Origin of the sequence: Bradyrhizobium sp. Leaf396, assembly GCF_001424605.1 — a bacterium.
GTDB lineage: Bacteria > Pseudomonadota > Alphaproteobacteria > Rhizobiales > Xanthobacteraceae > Bradyrhizobium > Bradyrhizobium japonicum_C.
Genome location: NZ_LMQJ01000012.1, coordinates 369,543 through 384,597 on the forward strand (window position 1 = coordinate 369,543; position 15,055 = coordinate 384,597).

Annotated in this window: 13 protein-coding genes and 1 pseudogene; 8 read left to right on the forward strand and 6 right to left on the reverse strand. The window is 64.2% G+C overall.

Features of this window, described 5'->3' with window-relative positions; genetic code table 11:
- Positions 1-99 precede the first annotated feature (99 nt).
- Positions 100-348, forward strand: a complete 249-nt coding sequence (locus ASG57_RS14810; protein WP_024339657.1) for a hypothetical protein — start codon at positions 100-102, stop codon at positions 346-348.
- 71 nt (positions 349-419) lie between these two features.
- Positions 420-1,886: a carboxylesterase/lipase family protein gene (locus ASG57_RS14815; RefSeq protein WP_057196620.1), complete on the forward strand. Its 1,467-nt coding sequence runs from the start codon at positions 420-422 to the stop codon at positions 1,884-1,886.
- Between the two features lie 7 nt (positions 1,887-1,893).
- Here ASG57_RS14815 and ASG57_RS14820 read toward each other — a convergent pair whose 3' ends face one another.
- Complete coding sequence (locus ASG57_RS14820; RefSeq protein WP_024339659.1) at positions 1,894-2,073, reverse strand: hypothetical protein; 180 nt, start codon at positions 2,071-2,073, stop codon at positions 1,894-1,896.
- Between the two features lie 152 nt (positions 2,074-2,225).
- Here ASG57_RS14820 and ASG57_RS14825 point away from each other — a divergent pair, with 152 nt between their 5' ends.
- Entirely contained in the window at positions 2,226-3,023 is a 798-nt protein-coding gene (locus ASG57_RS14825) for a DODA-type extradiol aromatic ring-opening family dioxygenase (protein ID WP_057196621.1), read from the forward strand.
- A gap of 32 nt (positions 3,024-3,055) precedes the next feature.
- Here the strand turns inward: ASG57_RS14825 and ASG57_RS14830 are convergent, their stop codons facing one another.
- Genes ASG57_RS14830 through glgC form a run of 3 tightly spaced genes read right to left on the reverse strand, consistent with a single transcriptional unit; the run spans position 3,056 to position 6,062 of the window.
- Positions 3,056-3,316, reverse strand: coding sequence for a SemiSWEET transporter (locus ASG57_RS14830; RefSeq protein ID WP_024339661.1), 261 nt, complete (start codon positions 3,314-3,316; stop codon positions 3,056-3,058).
- Between the two features lie 32 nt (positions 3,317-3,348).
- Entirely contained in the window at positions 3,349-4,803 is a 1,455-nt protein-coding gene (glgA, locus tag ASG57_RS14835) for a glycogen synthase GlgA (RefSeq protein ID WP_057196622.1), read from the reverse strand.
- Positions 4,800-6,062 carry a glucose-1-phosphate adenylyltransferase gene (gene glgC, locus ASG57_RS14840; RefSeq protein ID WP_057196623.1) on the reverse strand — a complete coding sequence of 421 codons (1,263 nt, stop codon included), beginning with the start codon at positions 6,060-6,062 and terminating at the stop codon, positions 4,800-4,802. Before glgC ends, glgA begins: the two co-directional genes overlap by 4 nt.
- Positions 6,063-6,403: 341 nt before the next feature.
- Between glgC and ASG57_RS14845 the strand changes: the two genes are divergently transcribed.
- Both ASG57_RS14845 and ASG57_RS14850 read left to right on the forward strand, forming a co-directional pair.
- On the forward strand, positions 6,404-6,853 hold the full coding sequence (locus ASG57_RS14845; protein WP_024339664.1) for a hypothetical protein: 450 nt from the start codon (positions 6,404-6,406) through the stop codon (positions 6,851-6,853).
- A 365-nt stretch (positions 6,854-7,218) separates the two neighbouring features.
- Positions 7,219-8,388 (forward strand): Gfo/Idh/MocA family protein, encoded by a 1,170-nt coding sequence (locus ASG57_RS14850; RefSeq protein ID WP_057196624.1) that lies wholly within the window; start codon positions 7,219-7,221, stop codon positions 8,386-8,388.
- Between the two features lie 190 nt (positions 8,389-8,578).
- Here ASG57_RS14850 and ASG57_RS14855 read toward each other — a convergent pair whose 3' ends face one another.
- Together ASG57_RS14855 and ASG57_RS14860 are read right to left on the reverse strand one after the other, a co-directional pair.
- Positions 8,579-9,889: an ABC transporter substrate-binding protein gene (locus tag ASG57_RS14855; RefSeq protein WP_057196625.1), complete on the reverse strand. Its 1,311-nt coding sequence runs from the start codon at positions 9,887-9,889 to the stop codon at positions 8,579-8,581.
- A 210-nt stretch (positions 9,890-10,099) separates the two neighbouring features.
- Positions 10,100-11,335, reverse strand: coding sequence for an SMP-30/gluconolactonase/LRE family protein (locus tag ASG57_RS14860; protein WP_024339667.1), 1,236 nt, complete (start codon positions 11,333-11,335; stop codon positions 10,100-10,102).
- 183 nt (positions 11,336-11,518) lie between these two features.
- Between ASG57_RS14860 and ASG57_RS39125 the strand changes: the two are divergent.
- The 3 genes and pseudogenes from ASG57_RS39125 (at position 11,519) to ASG57_RS14870 (ending at position 15,050) form a co-directional block, all read left to right on the forward strand.
- Positions 11,519-11,787: pseudogene (locus tag ASG57_RS39125) on the forward strand (hypothetical protein).
- Between the two features lie 478 nt (positions 11,788-12,265).
- Positions 12,266-13,828, forward strand: a complete 1,563-nt coding sequence (locus tag ASG57_RS14865) for a 2-isopropylmalate synthase (RefSeq protein ID WP_024339669.1) — start codon at positions 12,266-12,268, stop codon at positions 13,826-13,828.
- A gap of 217 nt (positions 13,829-14,045) precedes the next feature.
- Positions 14,046-15,050, forward strand: coding sequence for a TRAP transporter substrate-binding protein (locus ASG57_RS14870; protein WP_057196626.1), 1,005 nt, complete (start codon positions 14,046-14,048; stop codon positions 15,048-15,050).
- Positions 15,051-15,055: the final 5 nt, after the last annotated feature.

The following is a 15,055-nucleotide window of genomic DNA, read 5'->3' on the forward strand; positions in this document are numbered from 1 at the left end:
GGCGCGATCGTGACCGCGTTGCTGTTTGCGGCACCATATGCACCGCGATGCAAAATGGCCCGTGATAGCCCGGGGTAATCAGACCGCATTCGTCCGTGTATGCTTGCGCCTACAAGCCACGCGTACCGGCCGGGCGTCATGACAGAGTTGAGTGAGCGAACCAAGGCGAACATGGACGTCGTCCTTGAGGAGACGTGCCGGCAGCTGCCGCATGGCGGCGATCACGACAGCCGCCGGTTCATCGCCGAGCGCCTGATCGAGGCGGCGCAGGCGGGACACACCACGCTCGGCGAGCTCGGCATCATCGCGCGGCGCGCCCTCGCGGAACTCATTGGCAAGGGCAGCTAGGCGCGCGAGGCTTGCCTCGCCGACGGCTCTGGACCTAACCTGCCGAGACCTTGATCGAGATCTCATCGAAGATGCGGTGTCTGCTTGCACTCGTTGCGGCTTCCGCAGTCCTGTGTTGCGCACGATCGGCCATGGCTCAGCCGGTTGGGCAGTTTCCGTTCGCGCTGACACGCGAAGGGCAGATGCTCGGGGCCGTGGAAGGCGAGGTGGCCTCGTTCAAGGGGCTGGCCTACGCAGCGCCGCCGGTCGGCGCCCTGCGCTGGGGCCCGCCGCAGCCGACGAGCGAAAGCTCGGAAATGCACACCGCCTATGATCACGGTGCGTCGTGTCTTCAAGCTGCGCTGCCGGAGTCGCGCGAGGATTGTCTGACGCTGAACGTGTTTCGTCCCTTCGGGCTCGACGGCCCATTTCCGGTGATGGTATTCATCCATGGCGGCGACTTCGTCTCGGGCACCGCGAACGAGCCGCTGTTCGACGGCGCCAAGCTGGCGCAGGCGGGCCTCATCGTGGTCACCGTGAATTACCGTCTCGGCGCGCTCGGCTGGCTCGCTCATCCCGGATTGTCCGACAGCGGCGGAAATTACGGGCTGATGGACCAGATCGCGGCGCTGCATTGGGTGCGCGACAATATCGCGGCCTTCGGCGGCGATCCCGATAACGTCACTTTGTTCGGCAGCGATGCAGGCGCGACGTCGATCGCGCTGCTGATGCTGTCTGCGCAATCGCGTGACCTCTTCCAGAAAGCCATTCTGCAATCCGTGCCCGGCCGCGCGCGGCTGCGCACGGCGCACGAGGCGGAGGCGGTGGGCCGGCAGTTCGCAGCCGCGCTTGGACCGGACACGGATTTGCGCGCCGCCGAGCCGCAGCGCCTGCTTGCCGCCGAAAGACGTCTGCTCGAGAAATCGCCGCGGAGCTTCGGGCCGACGATCGATGGGCGTCTGGTGACCGAGGACCTTGCCCCCGGCTTTGCGGCCGGACATCAGAGCCGCATTCCCCTGATCATCGGCTCCAACGAGGTCGAGGCGGATTCTGGGAGTGAGTCAGGTATCAAGGAAGCGCTTGCATCGTCTGGCATTGCCAGCGGCGAACTGCGCAAGCTCTATCCCGATCTCGCCACAGCATCGGATCTCTCGGCGAGGCTCTACACCGACATGGCCTTCTCAGAGCCGGTGCGATTGCTGGCCCGCCTGCATGCCGCTGGCGGCGCGCCGACCTTTCGCTACCGCTTCGCCTATGTGCCGGAGGCGAGGCGCGGTTATCCGGATGCCGACCGCGGTCGGGAATTGCAGTTCATCTTCGGCGCGGAGGGCGTGCCAGGTGCGGGCATCCTGTCGCGACGTGATCGCGAAGTCGCGAGCCGCATGCGTGGCTACTGGATCAATTTCGCGCGGAGCGGCGATCCCAATGGGCCCGATCTGCCACGATGGGACACGGCGGGCGGCGATCGCCTGCTGCTGATCACGAACGATCGCATCGCGAGCGGAGACGATCCCTTGGCGGAGCGTCTCGATCGGCTCGCGAATGAGAGCAGGAAATGAGCTGGCGTTAAGCCGCGAGCTCGACGCGCGGCGCCGGGCTCAGCCGGTCTTCCTCCAGATAGTCTATCGCGCCATCCTTCTCGACGGCGTAGAATTGCTGGCCGTCCCTGGACTTGAAGGCGGCGCGAACCACACCGCGGCGCCCCTTGTCACTGTTGACGACGTCCCCCAGCGCGAACTTCCTCATCTCACGTCTCACTCGTCTTCAGGCCGACTGCTTCGGCCACGCCCGGATTTTGGGCGCCAAATCGTTAACGGCTTGCTAACCATGCCGGCTTGCCTATGCTCGCCGCCGGTCGCGTGAGTAGGCACGCGCCCGTTGCTGACGAGACAAGCCCCATGACGCGATCTCCGACTCTCTTCCTGTCGCATGGTGGCGGCCCCTGGCCGTTCATGGAGGACCGGCGGGTGCAATATGCGAAGACGGCCGAGGCGTTCGCCCGGCTGCCGCAGCTTCTGCCCGCGCGGCCAAAGGCCGTGCTCGTCATCACCGGACATTGGGAGGCCGATGCGTTCACCGTATCGACCTCGGCGCATCCGCCGATGGTGTACGACTATTACGGCTTCCCCGAGCATACCTACCACCTCAAATATCCGGCGCCTGGCAAACCCGAGCTGGCGGCCGAGGTGAAGGCGCTGCTGACGCGGGCCGGCTTCGATTGCCGCGAGGATCCCGGCCAAGGCTTTGACCACGGCACGTTCGTCCCGCTCGGATTGATGTATCCGAACGCCGACATGCCGATCGTGCTGCTGTCGCTGAAGTCGAGCTATGATCCGGCCGAGCACATCGGGGCAGGGCAGGCGATTGCATCGCTTCGCGATGAAGGCATTCTGATCGTCGGCAGCGGGCTCACCTATCACAACATGCGCGGCTTCAACCGGCCGGAATCCACGCAGGTCTCCTACGACTTCGAAGCTTATCTGAACGAAGCCATCGGCAACCCGGATGCGGCGCGCCGCAACGCGATGTTGGCCGACTGGGAGAGCGCACCGGGTGCGCGCCTCGCCCATCCGCGCGAGGACCATCTGCTCCCGCTGATGGTCGCAGCCGGTGCCGCCGGCAACGACGCCGGCCGCCGCGTCTTCGTCGACGAGGTCGCGCATGTGGCGATGGCGTCGTACGTGTTCGGCGGGTGATCTTCCTTCTCGCCTTGTCGGAGAAGGGGGCCTTACCCGTATTTCAGCTTCATGAAGAGAATTCCGCCGGCGAGCAGCATGGTGACGGCGTTGGCGGCGACCAGAGGCGCGTCGCCGGAGAGCAGGCCGTAGACGAGCCAGAGCGCCAGGCCCAGCACCATGACAAGGAACATGCCGAGCGAGATGTCGCGCGCCGAGCGGGTCTTCCAGACCTTGATGAACTGCGGCGCGTAGGCAACGGTGGTGCAGGTCGCAGCGGCAAAGCCGAGCAGCTTGATCGCGAAGGGGTCCATGTCCGGCTCCATAGCATGGATTCGGCCATGCCTCACGCGCGCGCCGCCATGAGGCTGCGATAGAGCGCGGCATAGTCGCCGGCGCGATTGCGCCAGGAAACGTCGGTCGCAAGGCCGCTTCGTTGCAGCCGGCGCCAGGTCAGCTTGTCGTGGAAGGCGATGTTGGCCTTGCGCAGCGTGCCGGCGAGGGCATCCGCCGTCACCGGGCCGAACTTGAACCCCGTGGCGTCGTGGCCGGACGCATCGGCCTCGCCGATATCGACGATGGTGTCTTCGAGACCGCCGACGCGGGACACGATCGGCACGGCGCCATAGCGCAGCGCGCAAAGCTGGGTCAGGCCGCACGGCTCGAACCGCGATGGAACGACGAGCGCGTCCGCCCCGGCCTGGATGAGATGCGCCAGAATCTCGTCGTAGCCGATCACGACGCCGATCCGGCCGGGATTGGCGCGGGCCGCAGCCTGATAGCGATCCTGCAGGTCGCGGTCGCCGCTGCCGAGCAGCGCGAGCTGCATGCCTTCGCGCAAAATGGTCGGGATGGCCTCGAGCAGCAGATCGAGCCCCTTCTGCCAGGACAATCGACTGATGACGCCGAGCAGCGGCGCTTCGTCCGAGGAATCGAGATTGAACTGCTGCTGCAGCACCGCCTTGTTCGCAGCCCGGAACGTCAGGTCCTCCGTGCCGAAGCGGTAGGCGATGTGCGGATCGGTTTGCGGATTCCACACCGAAACATCGATGCCGTTGAGGATGCCGCTGAGCACGCCGGCGCGTGCGCGCAAGAGGCCGCCGAACCCCATGCCGCCTTCGTCGGTCTGGATTTCCCGTGCGTAGGTCGGTGACACCGTCGTGATGCGGTCGGCGAATTGCAGTCCGGCCTTCAGGAAGCTGATCCCGCCGAAATATTCGAGCTCATTGACGTTGAAGGAGGACCAGGGCAGACCAACCGCTCCGATCAGCTCGGGCGCGAACTTGCCCTGGTACGCCATGTTGTGAATGGTCATCACGGTGCCGGGCCGCGGGCGGTTGTCATAGTGCAGATAGGCCGGCGCGAGGCCGGCCTGCCAGTCATGGGCATGGACCACATCGGGCACGAAGGCCGGCACGAGGCCGTGGCCGATGTCCGCGGCGATGCGCGACAGCGCCGCGAAGCGCACGCCGTTGTCCGGCCAGTCGATGTTCTCGCTGGTGACGTAGGGATTACCCGGCCGCGCATAGAGATGCGGCACGTCCAGAACGAAGAGATCGAGCCCGTCGTGCGAGCCTGCGAGCAGCCGTCCGGGACCGCCGAAATAGTCCGGCCACCGCCGCAGTTCCTCCGCGCCGGCGAGCAGGCGCATCACGTCGGGATAGCCCGGCATCAAGGTGCGCATCTCGACGCCATGCGCCTTGAGCGCAACCGGCAGCGCGCCGGCGACATCCGCGAGGCCGCCGGTCTTGACGATGGGATAGACTTCGGAAGCGACCGCGAGGACGCGAACAGGCGTCATTTATTGAGCCTGTCGAGCATCGGTTGGGTGATCAGCGAGATGCCCTGCTCGGTGGTGCGGAAGCGCTTTGCGTCCAGCTCGGGATCCTCGCCGACGACCAGGCCTTCCGGAATCTCGACGCCGCGGTCGATCACGACGTTCTTCAAGCGCGCGCCGCGGCCGACATTCACGTAGGGCATGATGACGGCGTTCTCGACGTTGGCGTAGGAGTTGACGCGCACGCCGGTGAACAGGAGCGAGCGGCGTAGCGAGGCACCGGAGATGATGCAGCCGCCGGAGACCAGCGAGCTCACCGCCTGGCCGCGCCGGCTCTCCTCGTCGTGAACGAACTTCGCAGGCGGCGTGATCTCGGCATAGGACCAGATCGGCCAGGCGCGATCGAACAGATCGAGCTCGGGCACGACGTCGGTGAGGTCGATATTCGCGGCCCAATAGGCATCGACCGTACCGACGTCGCGCCAATAGGCGCGGAGGTCGCTGCCGGTGCGGACGCAGGAGGTCGAGTACTGGTGCGCCATGGCGCGGCCGTTCTTGACGAGGTAGGGAATGATGTCCTTACCGAAATCGTGGTTCGAGTTCGGGTCCTCGGCGTCGCGCTTGAGCTGATCGAACAGGAACTTCGCATCGAACACGTAGATGCCCATGCTGGCGAGCGAGACGTCGGGCTTTCCGGGCATCGGCGGCGGATCTTTCGGCTTCTCCAGGAACTCGTGAATCCAGCCGTTCTCGTCCACATGCATGATGCCGAAACCCGAGGATTCCGTCCGCGGCATCTCGAGGCAGCCGACGGTGACATCGGCGCCGCTCTCGACGTGCTGGCGCAGCATCACCTCGTAGTCCATCTTGTAGATGTGGTCGCCGGCCAGCACCACGATGAAGCGGCAGGCGTGAGATTCAATGATGTCGATGTTCTGGTACACCGCGTCGGCCGTGCCGACATACCACATGTTCTCGGAGACGCGCTGACTTGCCGGCAGAATGTCGAAGCTCTCGTTGCGCTCGGGACGGAAGAAGTTCCAACCCATTTGAAGATGCCTGATCAGGCTGTGCGCCTTATACTGGGTTGCGACTGCGATGCGGCGGATGCCTGAATTCACCGCGTTTGACAGCGCGAAATCGATGATGCGGGACTTGCCCCCGAAATACACGGCAGGCTTGGCGCGCCGGTCGGTCAGCTCCAGGAGCCGGCTGCCCCGTCCGCCGGCCAGGACGAACGCCAGCGCCTGACGGGCAAGCGGCTCGGGTCTCGCGGCACTCATGTCATTCTCCCACAACTCTGGCGCTCGCGAGAAGCCTCCCGGCCGCGCACATTGGAACCGATAATAGTGGCACGAATAGTAAATCGTGAAGATGGTTGATGGTTGCGAATGCACGGGAAGCTTAATACGTGCCCGGGCGATCCGGCCCCAATCGTCGTCGTGCCGGTGTCACATGCGGGAGGGACGAGGTCATTGATCCCGTCCGCAGCCGGTTGATCAGAAGGAAGGCATGTGTCTTGTGCGGTGCACGCAAATCCGAGCTTTGACTTGGCGCAAGGATGGCCGATCATGACACTGCGATCCTTTTCCATCGAAAGCAGACAGAGACAGGGAGCAAGACGATGAGGATCTGGAAGACGGCAATTGCCTGTTCATTGGCCGGCGTGGTCATGGCGGCCCAGATTGGGCAGGCCACGGCGGGCCCGATGCCGACCAATGTCGCGACGATGAAGGCTGCAGCCGGCGATAATGTCACACCGGTGCATTGGCGCGGCGGCGGCTGGGGCTTTGCCCTAGGTGGTCTCGCAGCCGGCGCGATCATCGGGGGCGCCATCGCCAGCGGTGCGCCCTACGGCTATTATGGCGGCCCGTATTACGGCGGATATGGATATCCCGGCTACGGCTATGGTTACGCGCCAGCCTACTATGGCTATGGCTACGGGCCGGGCTATGCTTATCCGCGATACTATCGGCCTTATCGTCCGTATTATAGCTACGGCTATTATCGCCCCTACCGGGCCTATCACCGCCCGTATCGTGTCTACCACCGTCACCACTATCGCCATTGGTGAGCGGCACGCGGCTAAGGACAGCCACACCATCAGGCTCATGCATGCGAAATGCATGAGCACGATGGCCGCGAGGTGCAGCGGGCACGCTCGTGCTGCCCGCGCATATCGTTGCTCGTCGTCATGGCCGATCTGACTCGCACTGGTGCGTAGCTAGCCGTGCGCGGCGAGAACGGACGAACCAGCGGCGCCATCGCGCGAGCCCGTTCGCGCTCCGGGTGCCCCACAGCGGGGACGGACGATCCGTTGCTGCGTGAACGATCGGCCCCGCTCTCGATGGCCGCATCGTCTATGCGCTCGTGGTGCGGGGTCTCGGTGGAATAGGCCTTTCGTCACGCTATACTGCCTCCTCGAAGAAAGGGGGCGCCATGGCCAGGATCAGGGTGGGACTCGTCGGCTGTGGCTTCGTGTCGGAGCTGCACATGCATGCATTCCGACGCGTCTATGGCGTGCGCGTCGAAGTCGCGGCGGTGGCGGCGCGGGGCGACCGCGTCCTCCAATTCGCTGATCGGCACAACATCGCGCGCGTCTATCGCAACTTCGCAGATGTGATCGCGGACGCCGATCTCGACGTCATCGATATCTGCACGCCGCCAAATCTCCATACCGGGATGATCGTCGGGGCGATGCAGGCCGGCAAGCATGTGATCTGCGAAAAGCCCTTCGCCGGCTATTTCGGCCGCGAGGGTGACAAGCAGCCGATCGGCAAGCACGTGCCGAAGGCGCTGATGTACGAGCGCGTGCTGGAGGAGATGGACGCCACGCGCGCCGCAATTGAGCGCACCGGACGACTCTTCATGTACGCCGAGGACTGGATCTATGCGCCGGCAGTGACCAAGACGGCAGAGATCATCCGCGCCACCAAGGACAAGATCCTGTTCATGAAGGGCGAGGAAAGCCATTCCGGCTCGCACGCTGCCCATGCCGCGCAATGGGCGATGACCGGTGGTGGCTCGCTCATCCGCATGGGCTGCCACCCGCTCTCGGCCGTGCTCTATCTGAAGCAGGTGGAAGCCCAAGCGCGCGGCGAGAACATCCGTGTTGCCAGCGTCACCTGCGATGTCGGGAACGTCACCGCGGGCCTGAAGCCCGAGGAGCGTACTTACATCAAGGCGAACCCTGTCGATGTCGAGGATTGGGGCACGCTCACCGCAACGTTCTCCGACGGCACCAAGGCGACCGTGTTCTCCGGCGACATGATCATGGGCGGCGTGCGCAATCTGATCGAGACCTATACGAGCGGCGGCTCGCTGTTCGCCAACATCACCCCGAACACACATCTGATGAGCTATCAGACCAGCGAGGAGAAGCTCGCGAGCGTCTACATCACAGAAAAAGTCGACCGCAAGACCGGCTGGCAATATGTTTGCCTCGAGGAGGAATGGACGCGTGGATATCTGCAGGAGATCCAGGATTTCATGGAATGCGTCGCCACCGGGCGCCAGCCGCTGTCGGATCTCGCGCTGGCCTATGAGACGATCAAGGTGAACTACGCCGGCTATTGGGCGGCGGAGGAGGGACGAAGGGTGGTGTTGTAGATATCACCATGTGCACACTGCGAACCCTTCTCCTCTTGTGAAGAAGGTGGCGCGAAGCGCCGGATGAGGGGTTTGTCTCGGCGGGTTCGAAGTGAGAGATACGCGCGCGGAGAAATACCCCTGACCCGTCTCGCCGCTTCGCGGCGAGACACCCTCTCCCACAAGGGGAGAGGGGACAGCCCGGCCTGCCTCACGCCGCGTAGGTCGATCCCTTCGGCAGTGGGAACACCGGGTCCTGTGTGCGGATATTCGTCGGCCACACCACAGAAATGTGCTCGCCCGCGTTCTGCATCACGACCGGCGTCGAGCGTTCGTTCTGGCCGGACAGGGGGGTGCCCGGCGGGAAGAACTTGACGCCATAGCCCTGGATGGTGCCGCCGGCGGGGATGTCGACGTCGAGCGCAGCCTTGCGGATCGCCTCTGGCTCGAAGCTGCCGTACTTCTCCTTGGCGACCGGCAGCACGTTGTTGAGCAGCACCCAGGTCTGATTGAAGCCCATCGAGCAGTGCGGCGGCACGTCGGTGGCGCCGGTCTTGGCCTGATAGCGCGAGACCATGGTCTTGATCAGATCGCCCATGCCGGGCGCGAGCTTGGCAGGATCGAGCAATTGCGCCGGCACCGGGTCGATGTTGCAGAAATTGTCGATGTCGGCGCCGAAGGTCGCGCGCAGCTTGTCGAGCTGGCTGTAGCCGGCGCCGGCGCCGAACAGCATCTTGAATCGCAATCCGCTTTCGCGCGCCTGACGCAGGAACAGGGTGATGTCGGGGTTATAGCCGGCATGCGAAATCACGTCGGCCTTGGCGCGCTTGATTTTTGTCACCAGCACCGACAGGTCTGGCGCCGAGGCTGAATAGCCTTCGCGCAGCACCACGGGGATGCCGGCCTGCTTGGCATAGGCCTCGTCGGCAGAGGCAACGCCGACACCATAGGGGCCGTCCTCGTGGATCAGCGCGACCTTGACCTCTTTCGGATCCATGCCGAGCTTGGCTTTCGCATGCTCGTTGATGAAGCTCGCAAAGGCCTGCCCGTATTGATCCGAATGGATCTGGGCGCGAAACACGTATTGCAGGTTCTTGTCCTTGAACACTGCGGTCGAGACCGCCGTCGTGATCCAGAGGATCTTCTTCTGTTGCTCGACCTTGGCTGCGAGCGGCACCGCATGCGAGCTCGCATAGACGCCGTTGAGGATGTCGATCTTCTCCTGGTTGATCAGGCGTTCGGCCTCGTTGATCGCAACGTCCGGCTTGCTCTGGGAATCCGCGGCGACCGGAGCAACCTTGTATTTGCCGCTGACGCCGCCTTGCTCGTTGACGAGATCGATCGCGATCTGCGCGCCGATCGAGGAGGCGACCGAGCCGCCGGCGGCGAAAGGGCCCGTGAGGTCGTAGATCAGCCCGATGCGCAATGTCTCGGCTTGCGCCTGGGCGCGTGTCCAGTCGAGGCTGAGTGCGGCGGCGGCAGCCGCCGAGGTCTTCAGCAGCTGCCTGCGTGAAGTCGGCATCCTATCCTCCCTCAAAACCGTCGTGTGATCTTGTTTTTACGAAGTATGGGGAGGGGGACGGTGGAAAGTCAACATGACGAAAGCCGAGGCTCGTCGTCGCTGGCAGGGAACGCAAATGCGAGATGCTTCAGACGACAATATTCCTGCCCTAGAGATCGGTGATGCGCCGGCGAAAGACGCCGGCGCGCTCTTGTTCACGGATTATGTGGCTCAGCCCGGCCCCGCGCCTTGCGTCGCCGTGTACACCGCATAGAGCGACTGGCTCGCGGCCATGAACAGGCGGTTGCGCTTGGGGCCGCCGAAGCAGACGTTGCCACACACTTCCGGCAGGCGGATGCGGCCGAGCAGCTTGCCCTCCGGCGACCACACCGTCACGCCGCTGTAGCCGACCGCGCGGCCGGCATTGCTGGAAGCCCAGAGATTGCCGTTGACGTCGCAGCGCAGGCCGTCGGGCCCGCATTTCACGCCATCGATCACGCAGTCGGAGAAGCGTTTCAGGTTGGACAGCTTGTTGTCGCTGCCGACATCGAACACGAAGATCTCGCCCTTGCCGCCGGGACCGGTGTCGCCAGGCCCTTTGCCGGTGGAGGCGATGTAGAGCTTCTTGTAGTCCGGCGAGAAGCACAGGCCGTTCGGGTCTGGCACCTGGTCCTCAGTGACCACGAGGTCGACGCGGCCCGACGGATCGATGCGATAGCAATTGGTCGGCAGCTCGCGCCTGCCCGGCACGAAGCCGGCGGGCTGGCCGATCCGCGGGTTGAGTTTGCCGGCCGTATTGCTCGGACCACCCGCGACGTCGGGCTCGCCTTCATAGAGTTGGCCGCCATAGGGCGGGTCGGTGAACCAGTAGCTGCCGTCGGGATGCGCGGCGATGTCGTTCGGCGAATTCAGCCGCTTGCCCTGATAGGAATCCGCCAGCACGGTGGCGGTGCCGTCATGCTCGTACCGTGTCACGCGCCGCGTCAGGTGCTCGCAGGAGAGCTGACGACCCTGGAAGTCGAACGAGTTGCCGTTGGAGTTGTTGGAGGGCGAGCGGAATACGCTGACGCGGCCATCGTCCTCGCTCCAGCGCATTTGCCGGTTGTTGGGAATGTCGCTCCACAACAAATAGCGGCCTTGCGCGCTCCACGCAGGGCCCTCGGCCCATAGCAGTCCGGTGTAGAGACGCTTGATCGCGGTGTTGGGCTGCGCGAGATCGTTGAAGGACGGATCCACCGCGATGATGTCCGGGTCCCAGAAATAAGTGGTCGGTGCGCCGCGAGGGCCGAAATCGCGCGGCGGGTTGGTGATGGTGCTCGGCGGTGCGGCGGGTCCGGTCTGGGCCAGTGCGGCGCCGGCTCCCGCGATCGTGGCCGCACTGATTGCAAGCCCCCGGACAAGTGTTCGTCGCGAAAGCGCAGCATCCTGGTCACGCTGCTCCTGGTCACGAGCCTCTTGGCGTGTCATTCGCGTCCTCCCGGTCATGTCTCGCTGGCCGGTTGATCCGGCCGAGCGGGATGGAGGTTAGTCCGGTCCGCCGCCGGTTGCGAGAGGTGGAATCGAAACCACTGCGCGATCGCGGGTCGCAATTTCGTCACCTTCAAATGCGTTTAGACTTGAAGGCGCTGAACGGGAAAAAAGCCGGAGCTCATTTTGCAAGTCGTCGTCCTGGTCATCGTTCTCGCGATCGCATTTGCGGCCGGATATTTCACGCGTGACTACGTCTCTCGGAAAGGAGGGCGGAGGCACGCCGCTGGCGCGAATATGCGGAGCCGGATTGGCTCTCCGCGAATGCGCCGGCAAACACCAACGAGATCGCGAAGGCCGGCACCGCTGTGCCCGGGGCCACCGGCGAACTCGGCCAGATGCTGAACCGTTGGGAGAGCAGGGCCCGCGCCCGCCGCACCGGCACGGGATAGCCGCCGTGGCGCGCTCGCACTCGATCGCCTGGCAGGACGTCCCGTCGCCCGGATCGAGCGAATGCGGGACGCATTCCGCTCCATTCGACACGAACCGAAATCAGCCAGGTCAGCTATCCTGACCATCTTTTGGCGTTGCGGTTGGGGCCTTTTCTCGTCTAGAAACGGACCGCGCTGAGCCTCCCGGCAACCAACCGTCAACGGTTTTGACCGAGGATTTGTGGCTCAAAGGGTCCGGCAATGCTGATTCGCGGCCAAATCGAGGGGATTTCGAGGGAGGTGGCTCTGGCCGCCGCCACGATTCCGGCCGCCTCGCTGCCCACCCTCCTTATTGGCGGCCTCCTTCTTACTTGCCCCTGAGGGCCGGCTGGGCGCCATGCGCCTGGGCGCTCAGGGGTTGGTCGAGATCACCGGACACCCAAGCGCCAGGGACCAAGACAGTCTGAACGGCGCAAAAGCTCAAAAGGAATTCTAGAAAATGGCCACCCAGAACAAGTCCGAGAAGGACCGCGTCATCATTTTCGACACCACGCTGCGCGACGGCGAGCAGTGTCCCGGCGCCACCATGACCTTCGAGGAGAAGCTCGAGGTCGCCGAACTGCTGGACGATATGGGTGTCGACGTGATCGAGGCCGGCTTTCCGATCACCTCCGAAGGCGACTTCCAGGCGGTCAGCGAGATCGCGCGTCGCTCCAAGAACGCCGTCATTGCCGGCCTGTCGCGCGCACATCCGGCCGACATCGATCGCTGCGCCGAGGCGGTGAAGTTCGCCAAGCGCGGCCGCGTCCACACCGTGATCGCGACCTCGCCGCTGCACATGCGGGTGAAGCTGAACAAGACCCCGGAGCAGGTGATCGAGACTTCAGTGGCCATGGTCGCACGCGCCCGCAACCAGATCGACGACGTCGAATGGTCGGCCGAGGACGGCACCCGCAGCGAGATGGATTTTCTGTGCCGCATCGTCGAGGCCGTGATCAAGGCCGGCGCAACCACCGTGAACATCCCCGACACCGTCGGCTACACGGTGCCGGAGGAATACACTCACTTCATGCGGACGCTGATCGAACGCGTGCCTAATTCGGACAAGGCGGTATTCTCCGTGCACTGCCATAACGACCTCGGCATGGCGGTTGCGAACTCGCTGGCCGGCATCGTCGGCGGTGCGCGCCAGGTCGAGTGCACCATCAACGGCATCGGCGAGCGCGCCGGCAATGCCGCGCTCGAAGAGATCGTGATGGCGATCAACGTGCGCAACGACAAATTCCCGTACTGGAACAAGATCGACACTACGCAGCTCACCCGTGCCTCGAAGGTGGTGTCGGCGGCAACCTCGTTTCCCGTCCAGTACAACAAGGCCATCGTCGGCCGGAACGCCTTCGCGCATGAGAGCGGCATCCATCAGGATGGCGTGCTGAAGGACGCCTCCACCTACGAGATCATGCGGCCCGAGATGGTCGGGCTGAAGCAATCCTCGCTGGTGCTCGGCAAGCATTCCGGCCGCCATGCCTTCGTGCACAAGCTGGAGGAGATGGGCTACAAGCTCGGCCCGAACCAGTTGGAAGACGCGTTCACGCGGATGAAGGCGCTGGCCGACCGCAAGAAGGACATCTACGACGAAGACATCGAGGCGCTGGTCGACGAGGAAATGGCGGCCTCCCACGACCGCATCAAGCTGACCTCGCTGACCGTGATCGCGGGCACGCATGGCCCGCAGCGCGCGACCATGAAGCTCGACGTCGACGGCCAGATCAAGATCGAGGAGGCCGAGGGCAACGGCCCGGTGGACGCGGTGTTCAACTGCATCAAGCGCCTCGTGCCCCACGAGGCCAAGCTGGAGCTGTATCAGGTTCACGCCGTGACCGAAGGCACCGACGCGCAGGCCGAAGTCTCGGTGCGGCTGGCGCAGGACGGTCGATCGATGACGGCACGCGCGGCGGACCCCGATACCTTGGTCGCGTCGGCCAAGGCCTATCTGGGCGCGCTCAACAAGATCGTCATGAAGCGCCAGCGCGACACGGTGACGACGGCGGCTGCGAGCTGACAAGCGAAGCTTGCCATTCCGGGGCGCCTCGGCGAGGCGAGCCCGGAATCTCGAGATTCCGGGTTCGATGCTTCGCATCGCCCCGGAATGACGGCCGGAGAGATGGCAGCCCTGCGAACGGCCAATAGCCGTACGATGCGCCGGCCTGTATTGATGTGACGGCCATGAAGGATCGGTCGCCCCCGCCGGGCGACCTCAATAACCACAGGGAGAAACAATGCGCACCTTCGCGATCGCCGCGTCCATCGCGGCTCTGGCACTTGGCTTGACCGGGCCGGCGTCGGCCCAATCACCGATCATCATCAAGTTCAGCCACGTCGTCGCCACCGACACGCCGAAAGGCAAGGGCGCGGAGAAGTTCAAGGAGCTGGCCGAGAAGTACACCGGCGGCAAGGTCAAGGTCGAAGTCTACCCGAATTCGACTCTCTACAAGGACAAGGAAGAGCTCGAGGCGCTGCAGCTCGGCAGCGTGCAGATGCTGGCGCCGTCCAACTCCAAGTTCGGGCCCCTCGGCATCCGCGAGTTCGAAGTGTTCGATCTGCCCTACATCCTGCCCGACCTGAAGACGCTGCGGAAGGTGACGGAAGGGCCGCTCGGCACGCGGTTGCTCAAGCTGCTGGACGCCAAGGGCATCACCGGCCTTGCCTATTGGGACAACGGCTTCAAGCAGATGAGCGCGAACAAGAAGCTGGTCACGCCTGCCGACTATCAAGGCTTGAAATTCCGCATCCAGTCGTCGCGCGTGATCCAGGCCCAGTTCAAGGCGCTCAGCTCTCTGCCGCAGGTGATGGCGTTCTCGGAAGTCTATCAGGCACTCCAGACCGGCGTGGTCGACGGCCAGGAGAATACCTGGTCGAACATCTACACCCAGAAGATGCACGAGGTGCAGAAGTACATCACCGAGACCAATCACGGCTACATCGGCTACGTCGTGATCGTGAACAAGAAGTTCTGGGACGATCTGCCGGCCGACATCCGCGACCAGCTCTCCAAGGCGATGAAGGAAGCGACCGCTTTCAGCAACGCGCAGTCTCAGAAGGAGAACGATGACGCGCTGGCCGAGATCAAGAAGAGCGGCAAGAGCGAGATCATCAAGCTCACCCCGGAGCAGGACGAGGCGATGCGCAAGGCGATGGAGCCGGTCTACAAGGACGCGGCGAGCCGCGTGGGCCAGCCGCTGATCGACGAGTTCCTGAAGGAAGCCAAGGGCACCACGAACTGATCATA

Excerpts from the sequence above, each read along its gene's own strand:
- ASG57_RS14820 (WP_024339659.1), bottom strand. The coding sequence starts at position 2,073 with ATGAGGAAGTTCGCGCTGGGGGACGTCGTCAACAGTGACAAGGGGCGC.
- ASG57_RS14860 (WP_024339667.1), bottom strand. The coding sequence starts at position 11,335 with ATGACACGCCAAGAGGCTCGTGACCAGGAGCAGCGTGACCAGGATGCT.
- ASG57_RS14815 (WP_057196620.1), top strand. The coding sequence starts at position 420 with ATGCGGTGTCTGCTTGCACTCGTTGCGGCTTCCGCAGTCCTGTGTTGC.
- ASG57_RS14850 (WP_057196624.1), top strand. The coding sequence starts at position 7,219 with ATGGCCAGGATCAGGGTGGGACTCGTCGGCTGTGGCTTCGTGTCGGAG.
- ASG57_RS14845 (WP_024339664.1), top strand. The coding sequence starts at position 6,404 with ATGAGGATCTGGAAGACGGCAATTGCCTGTTCATTGGCCGGCGTGGTC.
- ASG57_RS14825 (WP_057196621.1), top strand. The coding sequence starts at position 2,226 with ATGACGCGATCTCCGACTCTCTTCCTGTCGCATGGTGGCGGCCCCTGG.
- ASG57_RS14865 (WP_024339669.1), top strand. The coding sequence starts at position 12,266 with ATGGCCACCCAGAACAAGTCCGAGAAGGACCGCGTCATCATTTTCGAC.
- ASG57_RS14870 (WP_057196626.1), top strand. The coding sequence starts at position 14,046 with ATGCGCACCTTCGCGATCGCCGCGTCCATCGCGGCTCTGGCACTTGGC.
- glgC (WP_057196623.1), bottom strand. The coding sequence starts at position 6,062 with ATGAGTGCCGCGAGACCCGAGCCGCTTGCCCGTCAGGCGCTGGCGTTC.
- ASG57_RS14810 (WP_024339657.1), top strand. The coding sequence starts at position 100 with ATGCTTGCGCCTACAAGCCACGCGTACCGGCCGGGCGTCATGACAGAG.
- glgA (WP_057196622.1), bottom strand. The coding sequence starts at position 4,803 with ATGACGCCTGTTCGCGTCCTCGCGGTCGCTTCCGAAGTCTATCCCATC.
- ASG57_RS14855 (WP_057196625.1), bottom strand. The coding sequence starts at position 9,889 with ATGCCGACTTCACGCAGGCAGCTGCTGAAGACCTCGGCGGCTGCCGCC.
- ASG57_RS14830 (WP_024339661.1), bottom strand. The coding sequence starts at position 3,316 with ATGGACCCCTTCGCGATCAAGCTGCTCGGCTTTGCCGCTGCGACCTGC.